This is a genomic window from Acinetobacter sp. 1124_18A (assembly GCF_052824995.1).
Map to the genome: position 1 here is coordinate 41,384 of NZ_VTDF01000008.1, position 19,900 is coordinate 61,283.

17 protein-coding genes are annotated in these 19,900 nt (G+C 39.3%); 6 read left to right on the forward strand and 11 right to left on the reverse strand.

Going from position 1 to position 19,900, the window contains the following annotated elements:
• Positions 1 to 19 precede the first annotated feature (19 nt).
• Both znuD and FY048_RS15220 read left to right on the forward strand, forming a co-directional pair.
• Complete coding sequence (znuD, locus tag FY048_RS15215) at positions 20 to 2,071, forward strand: zinc piracy TonB-dependent receptor ZnuD (RefSeq protein WP_446091687.1); 2,052 nt, start codon at positions 20 to 22, stop codon at positions 2,069 to 2,071.
• 75 nt (positions 2,072 to 2,146) lie between these two features.
• Complete coding sequence (locus tag FY048_RS15220) at positions 2,147 to 3,610, forward strand: phospholipase D family protein (protein WP_446091688.1); 1,464 nt, start codon at positions 2,147 to 2,149, stop codon at positions 3,608 to 3,610.
• Positions 3,611 to 3,805: 195 nt separating this feature from the next.
• Here FY048_RS15220 and FY048_RS15225 read toward each other — a convergent pair whose 3' ends face one another.
• Entirely contained in the window at positions 3,806 to 4,252 is a 447-nt protein-coding gene (locus tag FY048_RS15225) for a hypothetical protein (protein ID WP_004638883.1), read from the reverse strand.
• 165 nt (positions 4,253 to 4,417) lie between these two features.
• Between FY048_RS15225 and FY048_RS15230 the strand changes: the two genes are divergently transcribed.
• Positions 4,418 to 4,807, forward strand: a complete 390-nt coding sequence (locus FY048_RS15230; RefSeq protein WP_446091689.1) for an RcnB family protein — start codon at positions 4,418 to 4,420, stop codon at positions 4,805 to 4,807.
• 38 nt (positions 4,808 to 4,845) lie between these two features.
• Here the strand turns inward: FY048_RS15230 and FY048_RS15235 are convergent, their stop codons facing one another.
• The 4 genes from FY048_RS15235 to FY048_RS15250 all read right to left on the reverse strand — a co-directional run bounded on the left by FY048_RS15235 (position 4,846) and on the right by FY048_RS15250 (position 9,867).
• On the reverse strand, positions 4,846 to 5,328 hold the full coding sequence (locus FY048_RS15235) for a phosphate-starvation-inducible protein PsiE (RefSeq protein WP_005036172.1): 483 nt from the start codon (positions 5,326 to 5,328) through the stop codon (positions 4,846 to 4,848).
• Between the two features lie 120 nt (positions 5,329 to 5,448).
• Entirely contained in the window at positions 5,449 to 7,230 is a 1,782-nt protein-coding gene (locus FY048_RS15240) for an acyl-CoA dehydrogenase C-terminal domain-containing protein (protein WP_446091690.1), read from the reverse strand.
• A gap of 167 nt (positions 7,231 to 7,397) precedes the next feature.
• The gene (locus FY048_RS15245) at positions 7,398 to 9,200 is read right to left on the reverse strand and encodes an acyl-CoA dehydrogenase C-terminal domain-containing protein (RefSeq protein WP_003655174.1); all 1,803 of its coding nucleotides are present in this window, start codon (positions 9,198 to 9,200) and stop codon (positions 7,398 to 7,400) included.
• Positions 9,201 to 9,489: 289 nt separating this feature from the next.
• Positions 9,490 to 9,867, reverse strand: coding sequence for a hypothetical protein (locus tag FY048_RS15250; protein WP_446091691.1), 378 nt, complete (start codon positions 9,865 to 9,867; stop codon positions 9,490 to 9,492).
• A 132-nt stretch (positions 9,868 to 9,999) separates the two neighbouring features.
• Between FY048_RS15250 and baeS the strand changes: the two genes are divergently transcribed.
• Both baeS and FY048_RS15260 read left to right on the forward strand, forming a co-directional pair.
• Positions 10,000 to 11,658, forward strand: coding sequence for a sensor histidine kinase efflux regulator BaeS (gene baeS / locus FY048_RS15255; protein WP_151743442.1), 1,659 nt, complete (start codon positions 10,000 to 10,002; stop codon positions 11,656 to 11,658).
• 21 nt (positions 11,659 to 11,679) lie between these two features.
• Complete coding sequence (locus FY048_RS15260) at positions 11,680 to 12,366, forward strand: response regulator (protein WP_003655179.1); 687 nt, start codon at positions 11,680 to 11,682, stop codon at positions 12,364 to 12,366.
• A 71-nt stretch (positions 12,367 to 12,437) separates the two neighbouring features.
• Here FY048_RS15260 and FY048_RS15265 read toward each other — a convergent pair whose 3' ends face one another.
• From FY048_RS15265 to FY048_RS15275, 3 genes are all read right to left on the reverse strand, one after another.
• Positions 12,438 to 13,019: a L,D-transpeptidase family protein gene (locus tag FY048_RS15265; RefSeq protein WP_446091692.1), complete on the reverse strand. Its 582-nt coding sequence runs from the start codon at positions 13,017 to 13,019 to the stop codon at positions 12,438 to 12,440.
• Positions 13,020 to 13,096: 77 nt separating this feature from the next.
• Positions 13,097 to 14,539, reverse strand: coding sequence for a protein adenylyltransferase SelO (locus FY048_RS15270; protein ID WP_446091693.1), 1,443 nt, complete (start codon positions 14,537 to 14,539; stop codon positions 13,097 to 13,099).
• 99 nt (positions 14,540 to 14,638) lie between these two features.
• Entirely contained in the window at positions 14,639 to 15,811 is a 1,173-nt protein-coding gene (locus FY048_RS15275; RefSeq protein ID WP_446091694.1) for an acyl-CoA desaturase, read from the reverse strand.
• Positions 15,812 to 16,019: 208 nt separating this feature from the next.
• Between FY048_RS15275 and FY048_RS15280 the strand changes: the two genes are divergently transcribed.
• The gene (locus tag FY048_RS15280) at positions 16,020 to 16,553 is read left to right on the forward strand and encodes an META domain-containing protein (protein WP_446091695.1); all 534 of its coding nucleotides are present in this window, start codon (positions 16,020 to 16,022) and stop codon (positions 16,551 to 16,553) included.
• 27 nt (positions 16,554 to 16,580) lie between these two features.
• Here the strand turns inward: FY048_RS15280 and FY048_RS15285 are convergent, their stop codons facing one another.
• The 3 genes from FY048_RS15285 to FY048_RS15295 form a co-directional block, all read right to left on the reverse strand.
• Positions 16,581 to 17,294: a glycerophosphodiester phosphodiesterase gene (locus tag FY048_RS15285; protein WP_446091696.1), complete on the reverse strand. Its 714-nt coding sequence runs from the start codon at positions 17,292 to 17,294 to the stop codon at positions 16,581 to 16,583.
• Positions 17,295 to 17,368: 74 nt separating this feature from the next.
• Positions 17,369 to 17,947: a cob(I)yrinic acid a,c-diamide adenosyltransferase gene (locus FY048_RS15290; RefSeq protein ID WP_446091697.1), complete on the reverse strand. Its 579-nt coding sequence runs from the start codon at positions 17,945 to 17,947 to the stop codon at positions 17,369 to 17,371.
• 96 nt (positions 17,948 to 18,043) lie between these two features.
• On the reverse strand, positions 18,044 to 19,894 hold the full coding sequence (locus FY048_RS15295) for a TonB-dependent receptor plug domain-containing protein (protein ID WP_446091698.1): 1,851 nt from the start codon (positions 19,892 to 19,894) through the stop codon (positions 18,044 to 18,046).
• Between the last annotated feature and the right edge of the window lie 6 nt (positions 19,895 to 19,900).

Sequence of the window (19,900 nt, forward strand, 5' to 3'; positions counted from 1 at the left end):
GTGATTCGGGACACATCCAATGCAGTTTTATAAAAATATTTTGACCATATCCATTTTAGCTGTCATATCCGTTCCTTCGTTTGCAGCAGAAAGTGAAAATGTTGAAAAGTTAGAAACCATTCGAATTAAGGCTCATCCACTTGAGCAAACTTCACAAGATTTTGCAGTTGCAGATACTGTTGTTGATCAAAAGCATTTATCGCAAGGGGCCGCCACCATTGGGGATGCGCTGAGTAGTGAAGTAGGAATTTATGCTAATCAGTTTGGGGCTGGTTCGAGTCGTCCAGTGATTCGTGGACAAGATGGACCACGCGTTAAAGTACTTCAAAATTCATCAGAAAATATTGATGTCTCGACGTTGTCTCCTGACCATGCGGTAACTGTAGATCCTGTGCTTGCAAAACAAGTCGAAGTGATTCGAGGCCCTTCAACTTTACTGTTTGGTGCTGGAACTGTAGGTGGTTTAGTCAACGTAATTGATAACAAGATCCCTACGCAAATGCCTGAAAATGGTTATGAAGGACAAGTTGGCTTACGTTATAACACTGGAAGTGATGAAAAACTGGCGAGCGCTGGAGTAACTGTTGGCTTGGGTAGCCAAGTGGCTTTACGTGTTGAGGGGTTAACACGTGATGCGAATAACTACATTGCGCCAAATTATATTCATGAAGGTGAAAAAGAGCGCCGTGTAGATAATACCTTTGCTCAGGGTGATTCAGTTAACGTCGGGTTGTCTTGGATTTATGACCGTGGTTATACGGGTATTTCTTATAGCAACCGTCGCGATCAATATGGTTTACCGGGACATAGTCATGAATACGAAACCTGCCATGTAGATGATCTGAGCTTGCATTGTGGAGATCATGACCATGCAGGTCATAGTGATGAAGAAGCTCATGATCACGAACATGGCGGTCCATGGATTGACTTAAAATCTGAGCGTTATGATTTTAAAACTGAGTTAAATGATCCGTTTGCAGGCTTCCAAAAGTTACGTGCACAAGCGAGCTATACCGACTATCAACATGACGAAATTGAAGAGGGAGAAATTGCAACCCGATTCCAAAACAAAGGCTATGACGGGCGTGTTGAGTTAGTACATAACCCGATTGCAAGTTGGGAAGGGGTGATCGGTGCACAGTTAGGTCAGCAAAAACTGAATTTAACTGGCGAAGAAGCATTTATGGCTCCGACCACTACCAAAAAGTGGAGCGTATTTGCTTTAGAACATAAACAATGGAAAGACGTACATTTTGAGCTTTCTGCACGTGCAGATCAGCAAGAAGTTGATGTAGACGATAACTCTAAACAAGATTTTGATGGCTCGGCATTTTCTTATGCAGGTGCTGCGAATTGGGAGTTTGCACCGAACTACAAACTTTCTTTTGTCGCTTCACATCAGGAACGTTTACCTTTAGCTCAAGAGTTATATGCAAATGGTGGGCACTTTGCGACAAATACTTATGAGTTAGGAAATGATCAACTCAGTAAGGAAAAATCGAATAATGTTGAGTTAGGTTTGCATTTTGATAATAACAAACTTGATTACCATCTTCATGTTTACCATAACTGGTTTGATGACTACATCTATGCGCAAACCCTTGACCGTTATAAAGACTTCCGTTTAGTCCAATACACTCAAGATAAAGCACGCTTCTATGGTGCAGAGGGTGAAATTGGTTATCAAATTACCCCAATGTACAAAATCAGTGCTTTTGGTGATTATGTACGCGGTAAAATTGATGCAGAGGGTAATGCCCCGCGTATTCCAGCAGGACGTTTAGGTACTAAAGTCGATGCAGATTTTGGTGATGGTTTTAGTGGTTCTGCCGAGTATTATCATGTCTTTAACCAAGACAAGATCGCAGCTTACGAGACTGACACTGAAGGCTATAACATGCTCAATCTTGGAGTGGCATATTCTGGGCAATATGGTACAAAAACAGATTATCGTGTTTATATGAAAGCGAATAATTTGTTAGATGACACGGTTTATCAACATGCATCGTTCCTATCAAATATTCCACAAGTTGGACGCAATTTTACAGTAGGTGTTGATTTTAGTTTTTAAGGCTTTAACACGAAACTAAACTTGAAAAATCAATCCAAAAGACCTAATTTGAAAGCATCAAGTTAGGTCTTTTTTATGCGTATTTTTCAACGAATTCATCAAAAAATAAATTGGTCAGGGCGTCGTTATATGGCGATATTACTTTGCGTTGTTGCTATTGCATATATTGCATCGGCAATTTACCACACAGTAAAACCATTGCCACAAGGAATTAACTTTAGTGGCAAGCTTAGACATGCCGATGTCAAATTTTTAGCAGATAAAACCTACCTTGATGCAAAAGGGCAACAACAGGTTGATCAGCATATCTTTGATGAAATCTTGAAAATGATTGATGAGGCAAAAACCACGGTTGTGGTCGACATGTTCTTGTTTAATTCAGAAGTGGGTGACTCAAAACTGAAGCAAAGGCCATTAATGCAAGAGTTAACCGATGCATTAGTCAGTAAAAAAAGACAAAATCGCCAAATCCAGATTGTATTAATTACTGATCCGATTAACTCGGTATATGGTGGTTTAAGCCCTGAACATTACCGCCAGTTACGTCAAGCAGGTGTTGAGGTAATTGAAACCAATTTAGGCCCTTTACGTGCTTCTAATCCACTTTGGTCTGGTTTTTGGTACATCTGTTGTCAAAATGTTGGAAATAACCCTGAGAAAGGCTGGTTACCAAATCCATTCGGTGATGAAAAAATTACACTGCGCAGTTATCTGAGCTTATTTAACTTTAAGGCAAATCACCGTAAAACTGTAGTTGTCGATACCGATGATGGTTGGAAGTCACTGGTGACTTCAGCAAATCCACATGATGGTAGTTCTAGACATTCAAATGTTGCATTAGTAGTAACAGGAGCGACAGCAGCGGATGTTTTACAAACTGAAGCCGCGGTTGCGCGAATGTCAGGCAGTAGTTCTCCATCGCTCATTTTAGGTGACTTCGAAAAAGACGTAACCAAACCTCAAGTTCAGGTGTTAACTGAAGGGGCAATTTATCAATCTGTATTGAAATTGATTAACTCAGCTAAGCCTAAAGAGCATCTTGATTTAAGTATGTTCTATTTATCTGAACGTAAGATTATTCAGGCTCTAAAAAGTGCTCAAGAGAGAGGGGTTATTGTCCGAGTTTTACTTGATCCAAATAAAGATGCATTTGGTCGACAAAAGAATGGTATTCCAAACCGACAAGTGGCTTCAGAGCTACATGCTGTGGGAATTCCAATCCGTTGGTGTGACACACATGGTGAGCAGAACCATAGCAAAATGATTTTGAAATATAACGCCCAACACGCTGAGTTAATTGTGGGATCTGCTAATTTTACGGCCCGTAATTTAAAAAATTATAATCTTGAAACTGATATGTTGGTTGTGGGTAAAGTTCAAGATCAAGTCTTTAAAGATGCTCAAGATTACTTCAATACCTCTTGGTCAAACTTACAAGGTAGACAGATGAGCGTGGATTACGCGAAGTATGCAGATGAGTCTAAAGTGAAGTATTGGATTTATCGTTTTATGGAATGGTCAGGATTGTCGACTTTCTAATGACCACCCTTGGGATTTTCCAGAAAATGGCAAGGTGATTGGCGACATGGATGTCGCCGTTTCACTGTGTGGCAGGGAAGCCACATCAGTGAAACAAAGGTTTTTGTCACTTTTGACCTTTCAAAAGTGAGGCATTAGCCTATACAAAAGACATTAGAACATCACTGTAAGTAAAGGCTGTGTGACAAGAGCAATTTAAGGTGCTGGCGGAATCAACTGATCCAAAGTCTTATCATCTAACTTTTCTAATTCACTCAAATCAGTCTTAATTTTCCACTGTGACTCATCATCTACAGGATTTGGTAAACGTGCCTCAAGCCAGTCACAGACCACATCTGGAGAAAACTCCGGATGATTACATTGAATAATCCATGATAAAAAATCTTTTGCTTCACCATTCATATACGGAGGTGGAGAAACAGGAAAGAATAAGGTCGGTAGGCGTTCGTTTGTTGATAGGTAGTTTAAAACATGCCCTAACTCTTGAACTGTTTGCCACGCAAGTGGGTGTTCTACATCAATACTGAACTTAAACCACCAAGCGTGTTCGCCATCTGCTCCATTCGCCATGATACGTGCTTCTTGCACACTTGGAACTTTGCAGAAAAACTGATGAAGACGTTCAAAACTGATTTCAGACACAGCAATTGACCTAGCTAGAAAAAAGCTAATGTTAGCATAGATACAGATTCTTCATATTTTCTTTATAGTCATTACAAACCTTAGCAATGTTATCTGTTTTATTCATGGTTTCTCCTTGACTGTCTTCTAATCTAGCTTCATATCAAGATTAAAAGGAAATAGGGCATGAAAAAGCCAATCGTTCTTGTACTTTCGACGTTAATGTTAGGTATATCTGCTACCGCGATGGCCGATACAAATCATCATTGGGATAATAACCATGGTAAAGACCATGACCGATATGAACATCGTGATCGTGATGACCGTCGCCACGATTATCGTAATGATCATCGGGCGCCAAGTTGGTCAAATGCCGATCGTGGAAAGCACTATGGCCGTTATGTTGCATTCAAGCGTGGTGAACGTATTCCTACTCAATACCGCAATAACCGTTACTATGTTTCAGACTGGAGATCGCATCGTTTGTATGAGCCGCCACGTGGATACCATTGGGTTAAAACACCTAACCAATATCTACTCGTAGACTCAAAACATCAAATTTATCGTGTTCGTTAAATATAAAAATAGAAAGGCCTCAATATTGAGGTCTTTTTTTATGCTAATTCATCATCTTGAGGCTGAGGAGGCTTTAAGGTTGTTGGTGTTTTTGCATGCTTTTCTTTCATCACTGAAGGATAATTCCAAGACGCAAAACGAACGACTAAGATAGAAAGGGCTAAAATAAGAATTGAGCCTGTAATAATGACTTGGTCCATATCCGCTTTATGGTCATGTTGGATATCTGAAATGAGTAAGCGGGTTAATGCTGTAATCGCAACATAAATAAGAAAGCGTACAGGCATATGATTGGTTTTAAAGTAAATCCCAACCATTGCTCCAAGCTCTAAGTATATAAATAATAATAAAATATCATCAATTGAAGCATACTTTTTGACTGTCAAAATTTCAAAAACAGTATTGGCTGCGGACCACGCCACCATACAGCCAATAATAAACAGGGCTAAATAATGAAAAGCTTCAACGGCATAATGACCAAATCGGTCCAGAATACGCTCATACTTTTTGGGATCAGGCATAGTAAAATCTTTTGTTTGCTTCGTAATGTTTAGAAATTAAACAAATTTCATGCCAATTGAAATAGTAGATACAAAATAAAAAACGCCTGATTTTTCAGGCGTTTTTTATAAAGAACTTAATTAAGCTTGGTTCGTAAAGTAATCTTCACTAAAGCCCATAATTAAGTCAGAACCTGCTTTGATTTTAGCAATACGCGCATCAATATCTGGCAAGATACGTTCAACAAAGTATTGAGCTAAAGCAAGTTTGTTTTGATAGAAATCACCAGATTTATCTTTGGCAGCAGCAGCAATTTTCGCAAACATATAAGCGAAGCTGAGTAAACCAACTGCATGTAAGTAATCAACCGCAGCTGAGTTCGGGAAGTCTACATTTTCAGCAGCTTGTTCGATAATAAACTGAGTGATTGCTTCAATTTCAGTTGCAGCATCTAAAGTTGCATCTTTAATAAAGTTCAAATCTGTGTCTAAGTCATTTGCAAAGTCACGGATTTCAGTGATGTATTCAGCAATGAACGCACCGCCACATTTAATGGTTTTACGACCAATTAAATCTTGAGATTGAACGCCGTTCGTTCCTTCGTAAATTTGAGCAATACGGAGATCACGAATACATTGTTCCATGCCCCATTCACGGATATAACCGTGACCACCGAACACCATCTGAGCATCTAAAGTTGATTGGAATGCTGTATCGGTCAGGTAAGCTTTAGCAATCGGCGTTAAAAGCGCAACGCGATTATTGGCTTTTTTCACTGCTTCTGCATCAGTTGAGAATTTAGTGATATCGAGCTGTTGACCTACATAGACTGCAAATGCACGTGATGCTTCATTATTTGCACGTACGTTGAGCAACATACGACGTACGTCACCATGTACCAAAATGCTATCTGCTGGTTTGTTTGGTGATTGAACACCTAATGCACTACGACCTTGTAAACGGTCAGTCGCATATTGTGCTGCATTTTGATATGCAAACTCAGATGCACCTAAACCTTGAATACCCATAGATAAACGTTCGTAGTTCATCATAACGAACATGGCAGCAAGACCTTCATTTTCTTTACCAACGAGGTAACCTTTTGCTCCATCAAAGTTCATCACACAAGTTGCAGATGCTTTAATCCCCATTTTATGTTCGATAGAACCTGGACCAACTAGGTTGCGTTCACCTAATGAACCATCTTCATTAACAAAGTACTTAGGTACGATGAACAAAGAAATACCACGTGAACCAGCAGGTGCATCTGGAGTTTTAGCAAGTACCAAATGAATGATGTTTTCTGCTAAGTCGTTGTCACCACCAGTGATGAAGATTTTAGTACCTGTAATGTTATAAGTACCATCTTCATTAGGTTCGGCTTTAGTTTTGATAATACCTAAGTCAGTACCTGCATGCGGTTCTGTCAAACACATAGTGCCTGACCATTCGCCTGAATAAATCTTAGGTAAGTAAGTTTCTTTTTGTTCTTGAGATGCATAGCTGCTTAAAGCCATACCTGCACCCACTGAAAGAAGCGGGTAAAGCATAAACGATGGGTTAGTTGCAAATAACATTTCATCAGAAAGAACGGTGAGCATTTTTGGCATGCCTTGACCGCCCCATTCTTCATCGGCCCCTAAGCCAATCCAACCGCCTTCTGCATATTGACGGAATGCATCTTTAAAACCTGCTGGTGTGAACACCTCACCGTTTTCATAGCGAGCGCCTTCTTCATCACCGGTACGGTTTAATGGATGAGTCACGTTCTGAGCAAATTTAGCCATTTCTTCTAAAATTGCTTCAGCAGTTGCAGCATCTACATGAGCGAGTTTCTCATTAGACTGCCAAAATTGTTCTGCTTTGAATACATCATTTAAGATGAATTTCATATCAGCTAAAGGAGCATTGTAAATTGGCATAATCGTTCACCTTTTTTGTGCACATTGGCCTGTGCTAGATATCCTGTTAAACGAAATGGATATGGAATTTAAAGTGTAAATTTATCATTGATTTTATAAAAAAAGGACCGTCAAAACTGAGCAGTCCTTTTTCGTTTTTTAACATTGCATATCGCAACTAACTATGGTTAGAAAGCGAAATGTTCAGCATCTAATGACATTAATGGATCTAGGCCACCAGCAATAACATCTACATGTGAGCGAACACGTGGCAAGATTTTTTTGAAGTAGAATCGAGCAGTGGTTACTTTTGCATTGTAGAAGTCAACTTCGCTAGTACCTTCTGCTAATTTCTCTTGTGCAACAAGTGCCATACGAGCCCATAGGTACGCTAAAGTGATATAACCTGAGAAGTAGAGGTAGTCTACAGCAGCAGCACCTACTTCATCTGGGTTTTGCATTGCGCGCATACCGATTTGCATAGTGAGATCGCCCCATTCTTTGTTAAGCGCTGCAAGCGGCTCAACAAATTCTTTCATGGCAGCGTTGTCTTTGTTTGCTTCAACAAATTTGTGAACCATTTTGGTAAAGTCTTTCAGCATTGCACCTTGAGTTTGCAATACTTTACGACCTAACAAATCAAGTGCCTGAATTTCGGTTGTACCTTCATACAAGCAAGCAATACGTGTATCACGTACGATTTGTTCCATGCCATGCTCAGAAATAAAGCCATGACCACCGAAGACTTGAACACCGTGCTTAGCAGACTCAGAACCAGTTTCAGTTAAGAATGCTTTTGCAATTGGAGTCAATAAAGACAAGATGTTGTCAGCAAACTTACGCTCTTCTTCTGTTTCGCCTTTTTCAACGATGTCAGCGTATTGAGCAAGTAAGTAAACAAGTGCACGACCGCCTTCAGCAAACGCTTTTTGAGTTAAAAGCATATTACGTACAGCAGGGTGAACGATAATCGGATCTGCATCTTTTTCTGGAGCTTTCGGACCAGAAAGTGAACGCATTGCTAAACGTTCTTTCGCGTAAGTTAATGCACCTTGGAAAGATGATTCAGATGCTGCTAAACCTTGAACAGCAGTACCAATACGTGCTGTGTTCATGAAGGTGAACATACAGTTCAAACCACGGTTTTCAGGTCCAATCAAATAACCTTTTGCTTGGTCAAAGTTGATGACACAAGTCGCGTTACCATGAATACCCATTTTGTGTTCGATAGAACCACAACGTACCGCATTACGCTCGCCAATAGTTCCATCTGCATTTACATGGAATTTAGGAACGATGAATAATGAGATACCTTTAGTACCTTTTGGTGCACCTGGTAAACGTGCAAGAACGATATGGATGATGTTCTCAGCCATGTCGTGTTCACCAGCAGAGATAAAGATTTTCTCGCCAGAGATTGCATAGCTACCGTCAGCATTTGGTTCTGCTTTAGAGCGGATAATACCTAAGTCCGAACCTGCATGAGATTCAGTTAAGCACATCGTACCTGTCCAAACACCTGAAACAAGGTTTGGTAAATAAGTATCTTTCTGTTCATCAGAACCATGATGTTCTAATGTACGTACAGCTCCGTGAGACAAGCCTGGGTACATACCCCAAGACCAGTTTGCTGTACCAACCATTTCAGAAATTGCAATACCTAGAGAGTTAGGTAAAGCCTGACCACCGTATTGTTCTTCTGCTGATAAAGACGGGAAGCCAAGTTCAATATATTTTTGATAAGCTTCTTTAAAGCCTGTTGGAGTGGTAACTACGCCATCATTCCAAGTACAACCTTCGCGGTCGCCAACTTGGTTTAAAGGAGAAAGTTCATTTTCACAAAAGTCTGCCGCAGCTTCTAAATATTGATCAACCAATTCACGGCTTACGTTACCTTGGAAATCAGGTAATTTTGCATAGTGTTCTTCAGCATTTAATAATTCATGCAAAACGAATTGCATATCACGTAAGGGCGCTTTGTATTGTGGCATATCGGGTTCCTCAATACTGGTGAAACCAGAGTTATAATCTTAATCTATGATAATGTGCCATGAGGCACCTTGGACTATTACATCGTGCAACAACTTGCATAACTGCACAAGCACCTCAGGACCTTTACTTTGTGACTGCAAAGTCAAGAAAAAAATGCTTAAACTAGCTAAGTGCTTTGAGTGTAAACACTTTTGGTTATGTTTATATGATACAAATAGTCAAAATCGTAAATAGTTATGTATAAACAAAAGGCGCCTATAGGCGCCTTTTGTTTTATGGTTTTTAGAATTATTTTGCTTGAACTGATGCAGGAGCAGGGGCGTTAACTGGTGCTTGAGGGCGCTTTGGTTCAAAACGAAGGTTACAAGTACCTTCAAGTGTCTTATCTCCAACTTGAATATTTACTGCTTGTCCGTTCGCCTTGCCATCACATGCTTTTTGGATTTGTTCAAAGCGAGCTTGACGTTCTGCACGATGCTGTTCCCATGCTGCTTTTTGTTCTGGTGTGAACTCACGATGTTTCATACGGTGGTGGCCTTCACGTGGGCCATCTTGCATCATGCCACGTTCTGGCTTAGGTGGTTGAGTCGTCGATTGACAAGCCGCTAAACTTCCCATTGTTACAATTGCCGCACTGAATAATGCAATTTTTGCCGTCATTTTCATATTTAAAGCCTTTTAATGTTGTGTTTACTGATGGCTTAAAGATTAGATAATAAAGATGTAGAAACAATGGAGAGTTTTTCTTTTCGTTGTTGGTTACAATGCCAAATATAGCGTAAAAATGAGAGAGTGCTTTTGAACGTTCTACGTGTTCCCATTGCATTACGGTTGTTTTTGACAGTCTTGCTCACCACATTGCTTATTGCGACTGCAAGCTTGAGCGTTTTGCACTGGACAATGCAAAAGAACTTTGCCAAATATGTGGCTGACGTTGAAATGCAGAAGCTCGACCGCCTTATTACCAATCTTGGCAATGTCTATACGGTGTACCATGATTGGGGAAATGCGATTCAGGCACAAATTTTACAAATCGAAGGGACTGCGGCTCCCGATGATTATGATCGCCTCTCGCAGTGGTGGCTTCGTCGCCAATATGATATTGCCATACAACAGCACTCTTTCGATGAACATGCCCTCATCAATATTTCACCTCAAGTTGCGCCGACAAATAAAAATACTATTTTTAGTGATGAAGAGTTAAAAACGCTTGAGCAAAATTTACCTTCTCAATATCAACCGTTTGAAGGGCTACGGTTCCCTTTAAGTGCAAACCAGTTTCGCCCAAGTGATGATAAAAATAAGTCAAAGAAGGGGAGCTTAAAAGATATTGAAACTCAAAATGGTAAGAAGCGTTTTATTGCTTTACCTGACCGTTTGGGTTTAAGTTCTCGTTTATCTTTATATGATGCAAATCACCAGTTTGTAGTTGGTGAACCGCCTTCTTCAGATCAGATGTCATTTCGCCCGATTATCTTAAACAATCAAGTCGTGGGATATTTAGGCTTAAAACCCGTTTTGGATAAAGAAGATGCTTTAAGTATTAATTTCTTTAGTAATCAAAAGCGTTATTTACTCTTAATTTATGCTTTAACCTTGCTCTCAAGTTTAGTTGCGGCGCTATTGATGGCGACTTATTTTAAGAAACCGATTCAGCGTTTATTAAATGCGACAAATGAATTAACGAAAGGAAATTATCAGCATCAAGTTGTTATTAAGCGAAATGATGAATTAGGTGATTTATCCACCCAATTGAACCATTTGGCAGAAATTTTACATCGGCATGAAGAATCACGTCGTCAATGGGTAGCGGATACTTCCCATGAATTAAAAACGCCATTGGCTGTATTGCAAGCACAAATTGAAGCGATGCAAGACGGTATTCGAAAGGCAACCCCTGAACATCTTGATGCGATGATGCGTCAGGTTTCAAGCCTGAAAAAATTAACACAAGACCTTGCAGACTTGGCGCAGGCAGATGCACAACAACTCAAGTGTTATTTGAGTTCTGTAAATCCATGGGAAGTTGTATTACAAGAAGTTGAGAACTTTAAACCAAAACTTGAGCAAGCTGATCTCGAAATTCAAGTTGAAGGAACAAGTTCTCCGCTATTATTAGATCGTGATCGGTTTAAACAGATTATTGTTAATTTAATTAGTAATAGTATTCGTTACACAGAAACAGGTGGCAAAATTCATATTCATACAGCTCAAACTCCACAGGAGTGGACTTTGTATGTTGATGACAGTCCATTTGGTTTAAATGATGAGCAGTTATCTCGTTTAGGTGAACGATTCTATCGCGTAGATGATTCGCGTACGCGTAGTACAGGTGGAACAGGGCTAGGCTTGGCTTTGTCTTGTAAAATTGCGCAGGCGCTCGGTGGTACACTCAGTTTTGAACATTCACCATTAGGTGGTTTACGTTGTGTACTCACTTTTAAAAAGCAGAGTTAAATATAAAAGGAAAAATATCTCATGAAACATGTGATGTTGGTTGAAGATGAAGTCGAATTGGCGCATTTGGTGCGTGATTATCTTGAAGCTGCCGGTTTTGAAGTAAGTATGTTTCATGATGGTCAAGATGCCTATGCGAGTTTCCAGCAACGTAAACCTAATTTAATGGTTCTGGACTTAATGGTTCCACGAATGGATGGTTTGACCATTTGCCGTAAGGTACGTGAACAGTCAGATTTACCGATTATTATGGTGACTGCTCGTACCGAAGAAATCGACCGCGTCTTGGGTCTGAATATGGGCGCTGATGATTATGTATGTAAACCGTTTAGCCCAAAAGAGTTGGTTGCTCGCGTACAGGCAGTTTTACGCCGTTTAGAACGTAAGGCAGAGCCGGAACAGAATGATTCTTTCCGAATTGATAAAGCACAGCAAAGAATTTGGTATCAACAAAAATCGTTGAGCTTAACGCCAACCGAATTTCGTTTACTTGAGCTATTTTTAGAACATGTTGGACAAGTTTATTCACGAGCACAATTATTGGATCATATTAATCCAGATAGTTTTGACGTTGCCGATCGTGTGATTGACAGCCATATCAAAAACTTGCGCCGAAAAATTAGTGAAGCGGCTGAAACTGGTAACCGCCATGAGTGGATTCAAGCAGTTTACGGTGTAGGTTACCGCTTCGAATATCCTGAAGAGTAAAACACTAGCGAAAGTTATTCTGTGGATAACCACAATGTTATCCACAGAAAATGTGGATAATTTTAAATATTTTATGGATAAATTATAATCTTTGTATGATTTGGCACGAATTGCCAAATCTCGTCTATATCTGAATTTCTAACTGCGATACATCCTAAAGTCCAATCCTTGTGTGGCATATAAGTTGAGCTAAAAGGTATAGGTAAAAAGGATTTTGGAACAGATCCATGAATCATGATATCTCCACCGGTTGGTTGATTATGTTGCTTGGCATAAGCAATATCTTTCGCATCGGGATAGGAGATATGCAAAGATTTATAGTACGCACTTTGTGAGTTTCGCCAATCTATAGAATAAACACCTTCAGGTGTTTTACCATCATTTTCAAAGTGTTTATGCCCTTCAGGGTTAAAGCCTAGACGAATAGGATAACGACGAATCACCTCATTATTATTTTTGAGTAGAAGTACGCGTTGATTTTTAAATACTTCAATTGATGTGATGGGCTTAGTCTTAATTAGTTCTAAGATCTCTTCGGTTGAAAGAGCTTTATGGGATGATGTAAAAGTCGGTAAATATTTTTCATAATTATAAAAAGCGATTCCCAATGGAATCATGAGAAGTGTACAAATAATGATAGGTCTAATTTTCATATATTATTCTTTAATGTTTAAGAAACTCTCTAAGCTACCACTAAAGCGGCTTAAGAGAGTTTTAGTCTTTTAAAATATTAAGAAGAACAGCTTACCGCTACATCTGGTACGTCACTTGGTAAAGGACCTAAATCTTGTGGCTGTTCAAGTTCTGGTTGTCTTGTATAAGGATTATTGAGTAACTTAAATAAGCGGTCTACTTCACTAAAATCATCTCGTTCAGCTGCTTCAATAGCACGTTGGGCCATGTGATTCCGTAAAATATAGATCGGATTTGATTGCTGCATGTTTGCATCAAGTTCATCAGTATCTTGATGTTCACGAATACTTTGATATTGGTTAAGAAACTCATCAAACTGTCGAATATCAAGGCAATCATCTCGTAGAGTTTTATATTCTTTATTTTGAAGTCGGATAAAGCTCTGAGTGTAGTCGAGTTGTTCAGCCTGTAAGATTTTTAAAAAACTAAAACTACAATCAAGGCTGTCTTTATGAAAATGAGGTAATCCCATTTTTTTACATAAACCAGTTGTGTAATGTTCCATGAAGGTTGGTTCAAATTGTTCTAAGCAACGCGCTAACTCTTCTTTGAACTGATCCTTTTGTTCAGGCTCAGCGAGAGGGATTAAGTTGTTTAACCACGTCCATAAATTCCAATGACCTATACTTGGTTGATTTTGGTAAGTATAACGGCCTTGATAATCCGAGTGGTTATTAATCCAGTTCGGACGGAAGCGTTCCATGAAGCCATATGGACCAAAATCAAGTGTAGAACCAGTAATGTTAAGATTGTCTGTATTCATCACACCATGAGCAAATCCAACCAACTGCCATTTAGCAATCATGATTGCAGTACGCTCAACCACCTTTTTGGCAAAGGATAAAATAGGGTTCTCGGTTTCTAGACACTCAGGATAATGCCACTCAATACATTTTTGAGTGAATTCTGGCAGCAACTCTGGAGCGTATTGATTAATCCATTCAAAATGCCCTAAACGGATATGACATTCAGATGTTCTTAGTAACATTGCTCCCAATTCTAGTTTTTCGCGCTGTACCCCTTGAGTGGAGGTTGTAAAACCTACCGCGTGACTAGAAGCGACTCCTAAAGCATTTAAAGCATGCCCAGCTAAATATTCGCGGACAACAGAACGCAATACCGCGCGTCCATCTGCCATTCTTGAGTAGGGCGTCGGGCCTGCACCTTTTAGATGTAAATCTATGGTTTGACCCTTTGTATTGAGTATTTGTGCAATCAGTAAGCCACGACCATCACCGAGTTGTCCTGCCCATTGTCCGAATTGGTGGCCAGCATAGACCATCGCCAGAGAAGGGAATTCAGAGAAAGTACGCTGTCCGCTACAGATTTCAACCCATGCATTTTTTTCGTCTTCTGACCATTGCAGTTCATCTGCCAAAGCAGCATTGAAATGGCCTGCTTTTGCACCACGCAGAGGAGATGGCTGCTGAACATGAAATAATTTAGAAGGAAGTGAAGGGTAGAGCGGATTAAATTGCATGGTCTTGGCAAAATAGAGAGAGCGGATTTCACTATACCATAGTTAAAAAGCAGGCATAAAAATAGCTCCCGAAAGAGCTATTTTAGATCAGAATTTATTTTAGTCTGACACCACGTTGGTATTCTTTTTAACACTACGCATAAGTGTTTCTAAGCATTCACGGTGATGACTTAGACGGTGTTCAAGCAATTGAAAATCAACTTTAAGCTTGTGATCCATTCTATGAATCTTTTCAGCCATTGCTGCTTTTTTCACTTGTAACTCTTGTTCTTTAAGTTTTGCCCAATCATTTAAAGTATGGGTAAATGCTTCGTATTCTTGTGCAATACGTTGCTTCATTTGACTAATGTCAGCATTTACATCATGACCATAGATAGCAAGATCTTGCTCGGCATATTTAAACTTCATCGCCAGTTCTGCTTTTTTAATATTAAAGCTTGGAATACGACGTAAATTTTTAGCTAAACCAAGTTTAGAACAAGACCAAATCAACCATTTTGTTGGGTCATATTGCCACCATTTCACACCGTTACGATAATCGTATTGGAAGATATGATGATAGTTGTGGTAACCCTCGCCCCAAGTGGCGATAGCTAACCAGAAATTATCACGTGCTGAGTTTTCGTCTGTATAAGGACGTTTACCCCACATATGACAAAGTGAGTTAATAAAGAAAGTCACTTGATGGCTAATGATCAAACGCAATAGACCACCTATGAGGACCACACCCCATAAATCGCCAGTTGCCCAACCAATTAAACCTAAAATCCCAACATGAACTGCAACTACGAGTAAACCGTAGTATTTATGCTGGAACATAACCAATTTATCATTGAGCAAGTCAGGTGCATTTTTAAAGTCAGGCTCAGATGGTGAATGATCGCGGATCATCCAACCCATATGGGCATACCAAAAACCACGCTCAATTGAATACGGATCTTCATCCACATGATCAACATGTCTGTGGTGAGTACGGTGACCAGATGCCCAGAACAAAATACTATTTTGTACGGCAAACGTTCCACCGATCATTAAAAGAATTTTAAGCGGTAACGACGCTTCGTAAGCTCGGTGAGCCCACAGGCGGTGATAACCAGCAGTAATCCCCATACTACTTAGAGCTAAAAGAAAAAATAAGCTTACCCATGCGCTTACACTAAAATCATAATAATACGCGTAAATCGGGATTATTATTGCGGCAAGAATTGGTAAACCAATTAAGGTAATGCTAGCGGTCCAGTTAATTGGGGCTTTGAGTGGGGCGGAAGTCATATCCGGCAGCGCTCCTAGAATCCTTGTTAGACAAGGTACAAAGACAAAACGACATAGCAAAACCAATCATCAAGATATATTGCTATTCTATCCTTCATATTAACACGTGCTTAGTGAGAGTCACTAAGATTATTGTACAGATGTATTGAAAGAACGGTAACAGATTTAAACTATGTCACAGAGTTTTTCAAGTAGGAGAAGTTGTTTAATGAACGTACAACGATTGAAAAAAAAGAACAGCATTGATATTGCAAGAAAATTATCATTGAAGTGTGTCTTGGTCACAATCAGTCTTGTATTAGCAGCATGTCAAAGTACACCTGATCAAAATACAAAAAAAGTTCAAACAAAAAAAACAGTTCATCATGTTCAATCGCCTGTTGTGAAAAAGAGAGTGAGTCCTGATGGCATTCAAGATATTGATTGGCAGATTACTCAGATCAGTGGCCATAAGGCAAAATTCTTTACACAGTGGCCGACTCTTTCTCTAAATTCTGCGATCAAAACAGTATCAGGCCATACAGGCTGTAACGGAGTTTTTGGTCGTTATACATTTGATTTTAGCCAGCAAAAACTTGATATGCAGGTAAATGCAGGACATTTAAGTTGCGATGGTGCTTTAGCTCAAGAAGCAGAGCTGGTGGATGCATTACAACGTATTCAACGCTTTCAGTTAGTGGGCAATACGTTATATCTGCTCGATCAGAGTGGACAACGCCTTATTCAGGCACAAAAGAAATAAAAGGTGGTTTTACCACCTTTTTTATATTTATAGAGCTTGTAACATTGTGGTTGGAATATCTGTAATTAGCCCTTGTACATCTAAATCCCTAAGCTTTTTTGCTCTTTCTACATCGTTGACTGTCCAGACACTAATATTTAAGTCGGCCTGTTGTGAAAGCTGAATCATCTCATCTGTTGCGAGTTGATCGTGCCAGCCAATATGACAGCAACCATATTGATGAGCGAGTTCAATTGCGATTGCACCCACTGGAAGCTCGACCAATAAGCCTCGTTTAAATTGAGAATTCATCTCACGTAAAGCAGTTAAAATTTGAAGATCAAAACTTGTGATGGTGACAACTTTTTCAAAACCCTGTAATTCAGTCTCAAGCTTTTGAACGAGCCTTTCTGCTAAAGCCATGTCTCTTACAGCTTTCACTTCAACTTCAATATGATCGAAGTTATCAAGTAAATTTAAAACGCCTGTGAGAGTTGGTGTTGGCTCTGAACTTGGCCAGTCAGGCCAGTTTTGACGATGATCAAATGACAACGCTTGAGCCAAACTAGATTGCTCAACAATTTGGTCTACCCCAGCTGTACGTAAAAAGTTGTCATCATGAATAACGACTAATTCTTGATCTTGAAGTTGACGAATATCAAATTCGACACCACGAATACCTAAGTTTTTTAAGTGCTGAAAACCGCCTAACGTGTTTTCAGGAGCTTCTCGGCGTGCACCACGGTGACCAATAATGCGCATAATTTTCTTCTATCAACTATTTTTAATGATGGTCTCTTCAAAAGAGCAGAGACCATGTTTAATCTAATCTATTTTTAAATAATCTCATTAATATTTTTTTGCCAAAGTACTTCTTGTCCATCTTCAGCACGTTGTAGAGCACGAGATGCAACAAACAACCAGTCAGATAGACGGTTTAAAAGTTGGAGCGCCGTGGTTTGAATATTTTGATCACGCATTTGTACCGACAGTAGAGATCGTTCTGCGCGGCGACAAACGGCACGGGCTTGATGGGCATAACTGCAAGTTAAAGAGCCTGACGGTAAAATAAACTCTTTAAGCATTGGTAAGTCTTCATTCATACGGTCAATTTCTTTTTCAAGAAACTCAATACAAACAGGCTCAAGTAAATTGTAGTTTGGAATACAAACTTCTCCACCCAAGTCGAAAAGCCAATGTTGAACAAGGCTCAGACTTTTATCCCAATCTGCTTTGTTGGTCACTTGACTAGCTGTGATTTGAGCACGAAGTACCCCAATAATGGCATTGAGTTCATCGACATCACCAAGTGCTGCAATTCTTAAGTCATCTTTGGCAACACGAGAGCCATCGCCTAAACCTGTTGTGCCTGCGTCGCCTGTGCGTGTATAGATTTTGCTTAAACGGTGTCCCATGATGGATATCCTGAACATAAAAAAGGGGATAATGTCGGTCAGAACATTACCCCGAAACTGGAGTTAAGAAAATATTTTTATAATTAAAGTGAGATATTAATAACGGAAAGTTACGCCAACAGAAGCTTGACGGCCTGTATTAACATACCAGTCATTTGAAGGATACGTATTTAATACTTCACGATATTGAACATCACCTACGTTCTGAATATTAGTAAATACTTTTACGTTAGGAATGATATTCCAATAAGCATTTAAATCTACAGTTGCGTAACCCGGTACTCGCATAGAATTTGCTGAGTCTGCATAAGATTTAGATCTTGCAATTAAAGAGGCACTGATTCCGTAAATTGCATTTTCTAAACCTGTACTTACAGTGATAGTCTGGCGAGGACGGTAAGCAATTTCTGTATTATCTTTTTCATTTTCTGTTTTTACGTAAGCATATTCAGTGGACAAGAATAGATCATCCTGTTGCCACTTTATTCCAGCTTCACCACCTGTAAAGTTTGCTTTGGCTATATTTGTATTAGTACCCGCATTGTAGGCGATAAGATCTTTAATTTTTGTATGATAAACAGAAAAATTAGTACTCACATTTGACGTAAGATCATAGTTCATACCCATTTCATAAGAGGTACTTTCTTCTGGCGCTAAGTTCTCATTTCCTCCCCATTGTGAATAAAGTTCATTTAAAGTCGGAGCTCTGAAAGCACTACCGATATTTGCATATACGCTAGCATTCGGTAGGAAATGATAGCGAATAGCACCTTGGCCAACAGTATGGGTACCAAAGCGTTGATTGTCTTCTAAACGAACGCCAACTTGCGTATCAAAAAGATCATTCTTGAGTTGATGCTGTAGATAATAACCTGTGCTATTTACACTTTTATCTGAGTTTAGGATGGTATTACTTTTATAATTTGCATCGTTATAGGTGGCACCAACTAAAATATTTTGGTTCGGAGTGAATTTCCATTTCAGATTTAAATCACTTTCATTATTTTCAGTATTGTAATATGAGCCATAAGCAGGAACATTTTGTTTGTCCTGAACATTTGCATAGTGTGCATTAATGATTAAATCAGGCAAAATATTATAAGCAACTTTTGTGTTGATAACTCGATTTTCAAATTGACGTTGTGCTGTATTGGTTATGTAGTCATTACTAAAAACATTCGTACCTTTATTTTCACTAATTGAAGCAGAAGCATCTATTAAGTTTTCTTGGAAGAAACCTATTTTAGCGTGATAGCCTTTTTGATCATAACCAGCTTTTTCATTTTCTGGCTGACTTTCAAAAATACGTGTTCCATCACTTTCTAAGCGTTGCCCACCTGCTTGTGCATAGAACCCTTGGTCAGTCACGAGATTGGCATTAACAATAGCCTTATAGGTATTATTTTCACCATAAATACCCGTTAACTCAGCACCTGTTTTCTCTGGTTTTTTAGAAATTAATTGGACGACACCACCAATAGCATCACTACCATATTGAACTGATGCAGGGCCTTTTAGAATTTCAATTTGTTGAACATCTGTTGTATCTAAAAACGCCGGATATAATGGGCCAAGCTCATTTTGACTATTTAAACGAGCACCATCTTTAAGAACTAATGTATGAACTGATTTAGTGCCACGAAGTGAAATTTCAGAAACCTGACCTAGACCACCGCTTTGTTTTATATAAACAGAAGGATCGCGTTGGATAATATCCGAAACGTTTAATAATGGATTCTGCCCAATTGTTTTTTCATCAATCACTGAAATACGCGCCGGAACTTCACTCGCTTTTTCCGCACTTTTTGATGCAGTGATTACAATTGGATCAAGCTGAGTTGTGTTCGTTGTATCTTCAGCAAAAATAACAGGTGAAAACCCCATCGCAATAGCGATAGCCCCTACCAGACGAGTAGGTTGAAAAGACTTAGACATAACATGCTCCATACATTC

Coding starts and splice junctions, on each gene's coding strand:
- FY048_RS15275 (WP_446091694.1), bottom strand. CDS start 15,811: ATGACTTCCGCCCCACTCAAAGCCCCAATTAACTGGACCGCTAGCATT.
- FY048_RS15280 (WP_446091695.1), top strand. CDS start 16,020: ATGAACGTACAACGATTGAAAAAAAAGAACAGCATTGATATTGCAAGA.
- FY048_RS15235 (WP_005036172.1), bottom strand. CDS start 5,328: ATGCCTGATCCCAAAAAGTATGAGCGTATTCTGGACCGATTTGGTCAT.
- FY048_RS15250 (WP_446091691.1), bottom strand. CDS start 9,867: ATGAAAATGACGGCAAAAATTGCATTATTCAGTGCGGCAATTGTAACA.
- znuD (WP_446091687.1), top strand. CDS start 20: ATGCAGTTTTATAAAAATATTTTGACCATATCCATTTTAGCTGTCATA.
- FY048_RS15230 (WP_446091689.1), top strand. CDS start 4,418: ATGAAAAAGCCAATCGTTCTTGTACTTTCGACGTTAATGTTAGGTATA.
- FY048_RS15270 (WP_446091693.1), bottom strand. CDS start 14,539: ATGCAATTTAATCCGCTCTACCCTTCACTTCCTTCTAAATTATTTCAT.
- FY048_RS15265 (WP_446091692.1), bottom strand. CDS start 13,019: ATGAAAATTAGACCTATCATTATTTGTACACTTCTCATGATTCCATTG.
- FY048_RS15220 (WP_446091688.1), top strand. CDS start 2,147: ATGCGTATTTTTCAACGAATTCATCAAAAAATAAATTGGTCAGGGCGT.
- FY048_RS15295 (WP_446091698.1), bottom strand. CDS start 19,894: ATGGAGCATGTTATGTCTAAGTCTTTTCAACCTACTCGTCTGGTAGGG.
- FY048_RS15285 (WP_446091696.1), bottom strand. CDS start 17,294: ATGCGCATTATTGGTCACCGTGGTGCACGCCGAGAAGCTCCTGAAAAC.
- FY048_RS15260 (WP_003655179.1), top strand. CDS start 11,680: ATGAAACATGTGATGTTGGTTGAAGATGAAGTCGAATTGGCGCATTTG.
- FY048_RS15290 (WP_446091697.1), bottom strand. CDS start 17,947: ATGGGACACCGTTTAAGCAAAATCTATACACGCACAGGCGACGCAGGC.
- FY048_RS15240 (WP_446091690.1), bottom strand. CDS start 7,230: ATGCCAATTTACAATGCTCCTTTAGCTGATATGAAATTCATCTTAAAT.
- FY048_RS15245 (WP_003655174.1), bottom strand. CDS start 9,200: ATGCCACAATACAAAGCGCCCTTACGTGATATGCAATTCGTTTTGCAT.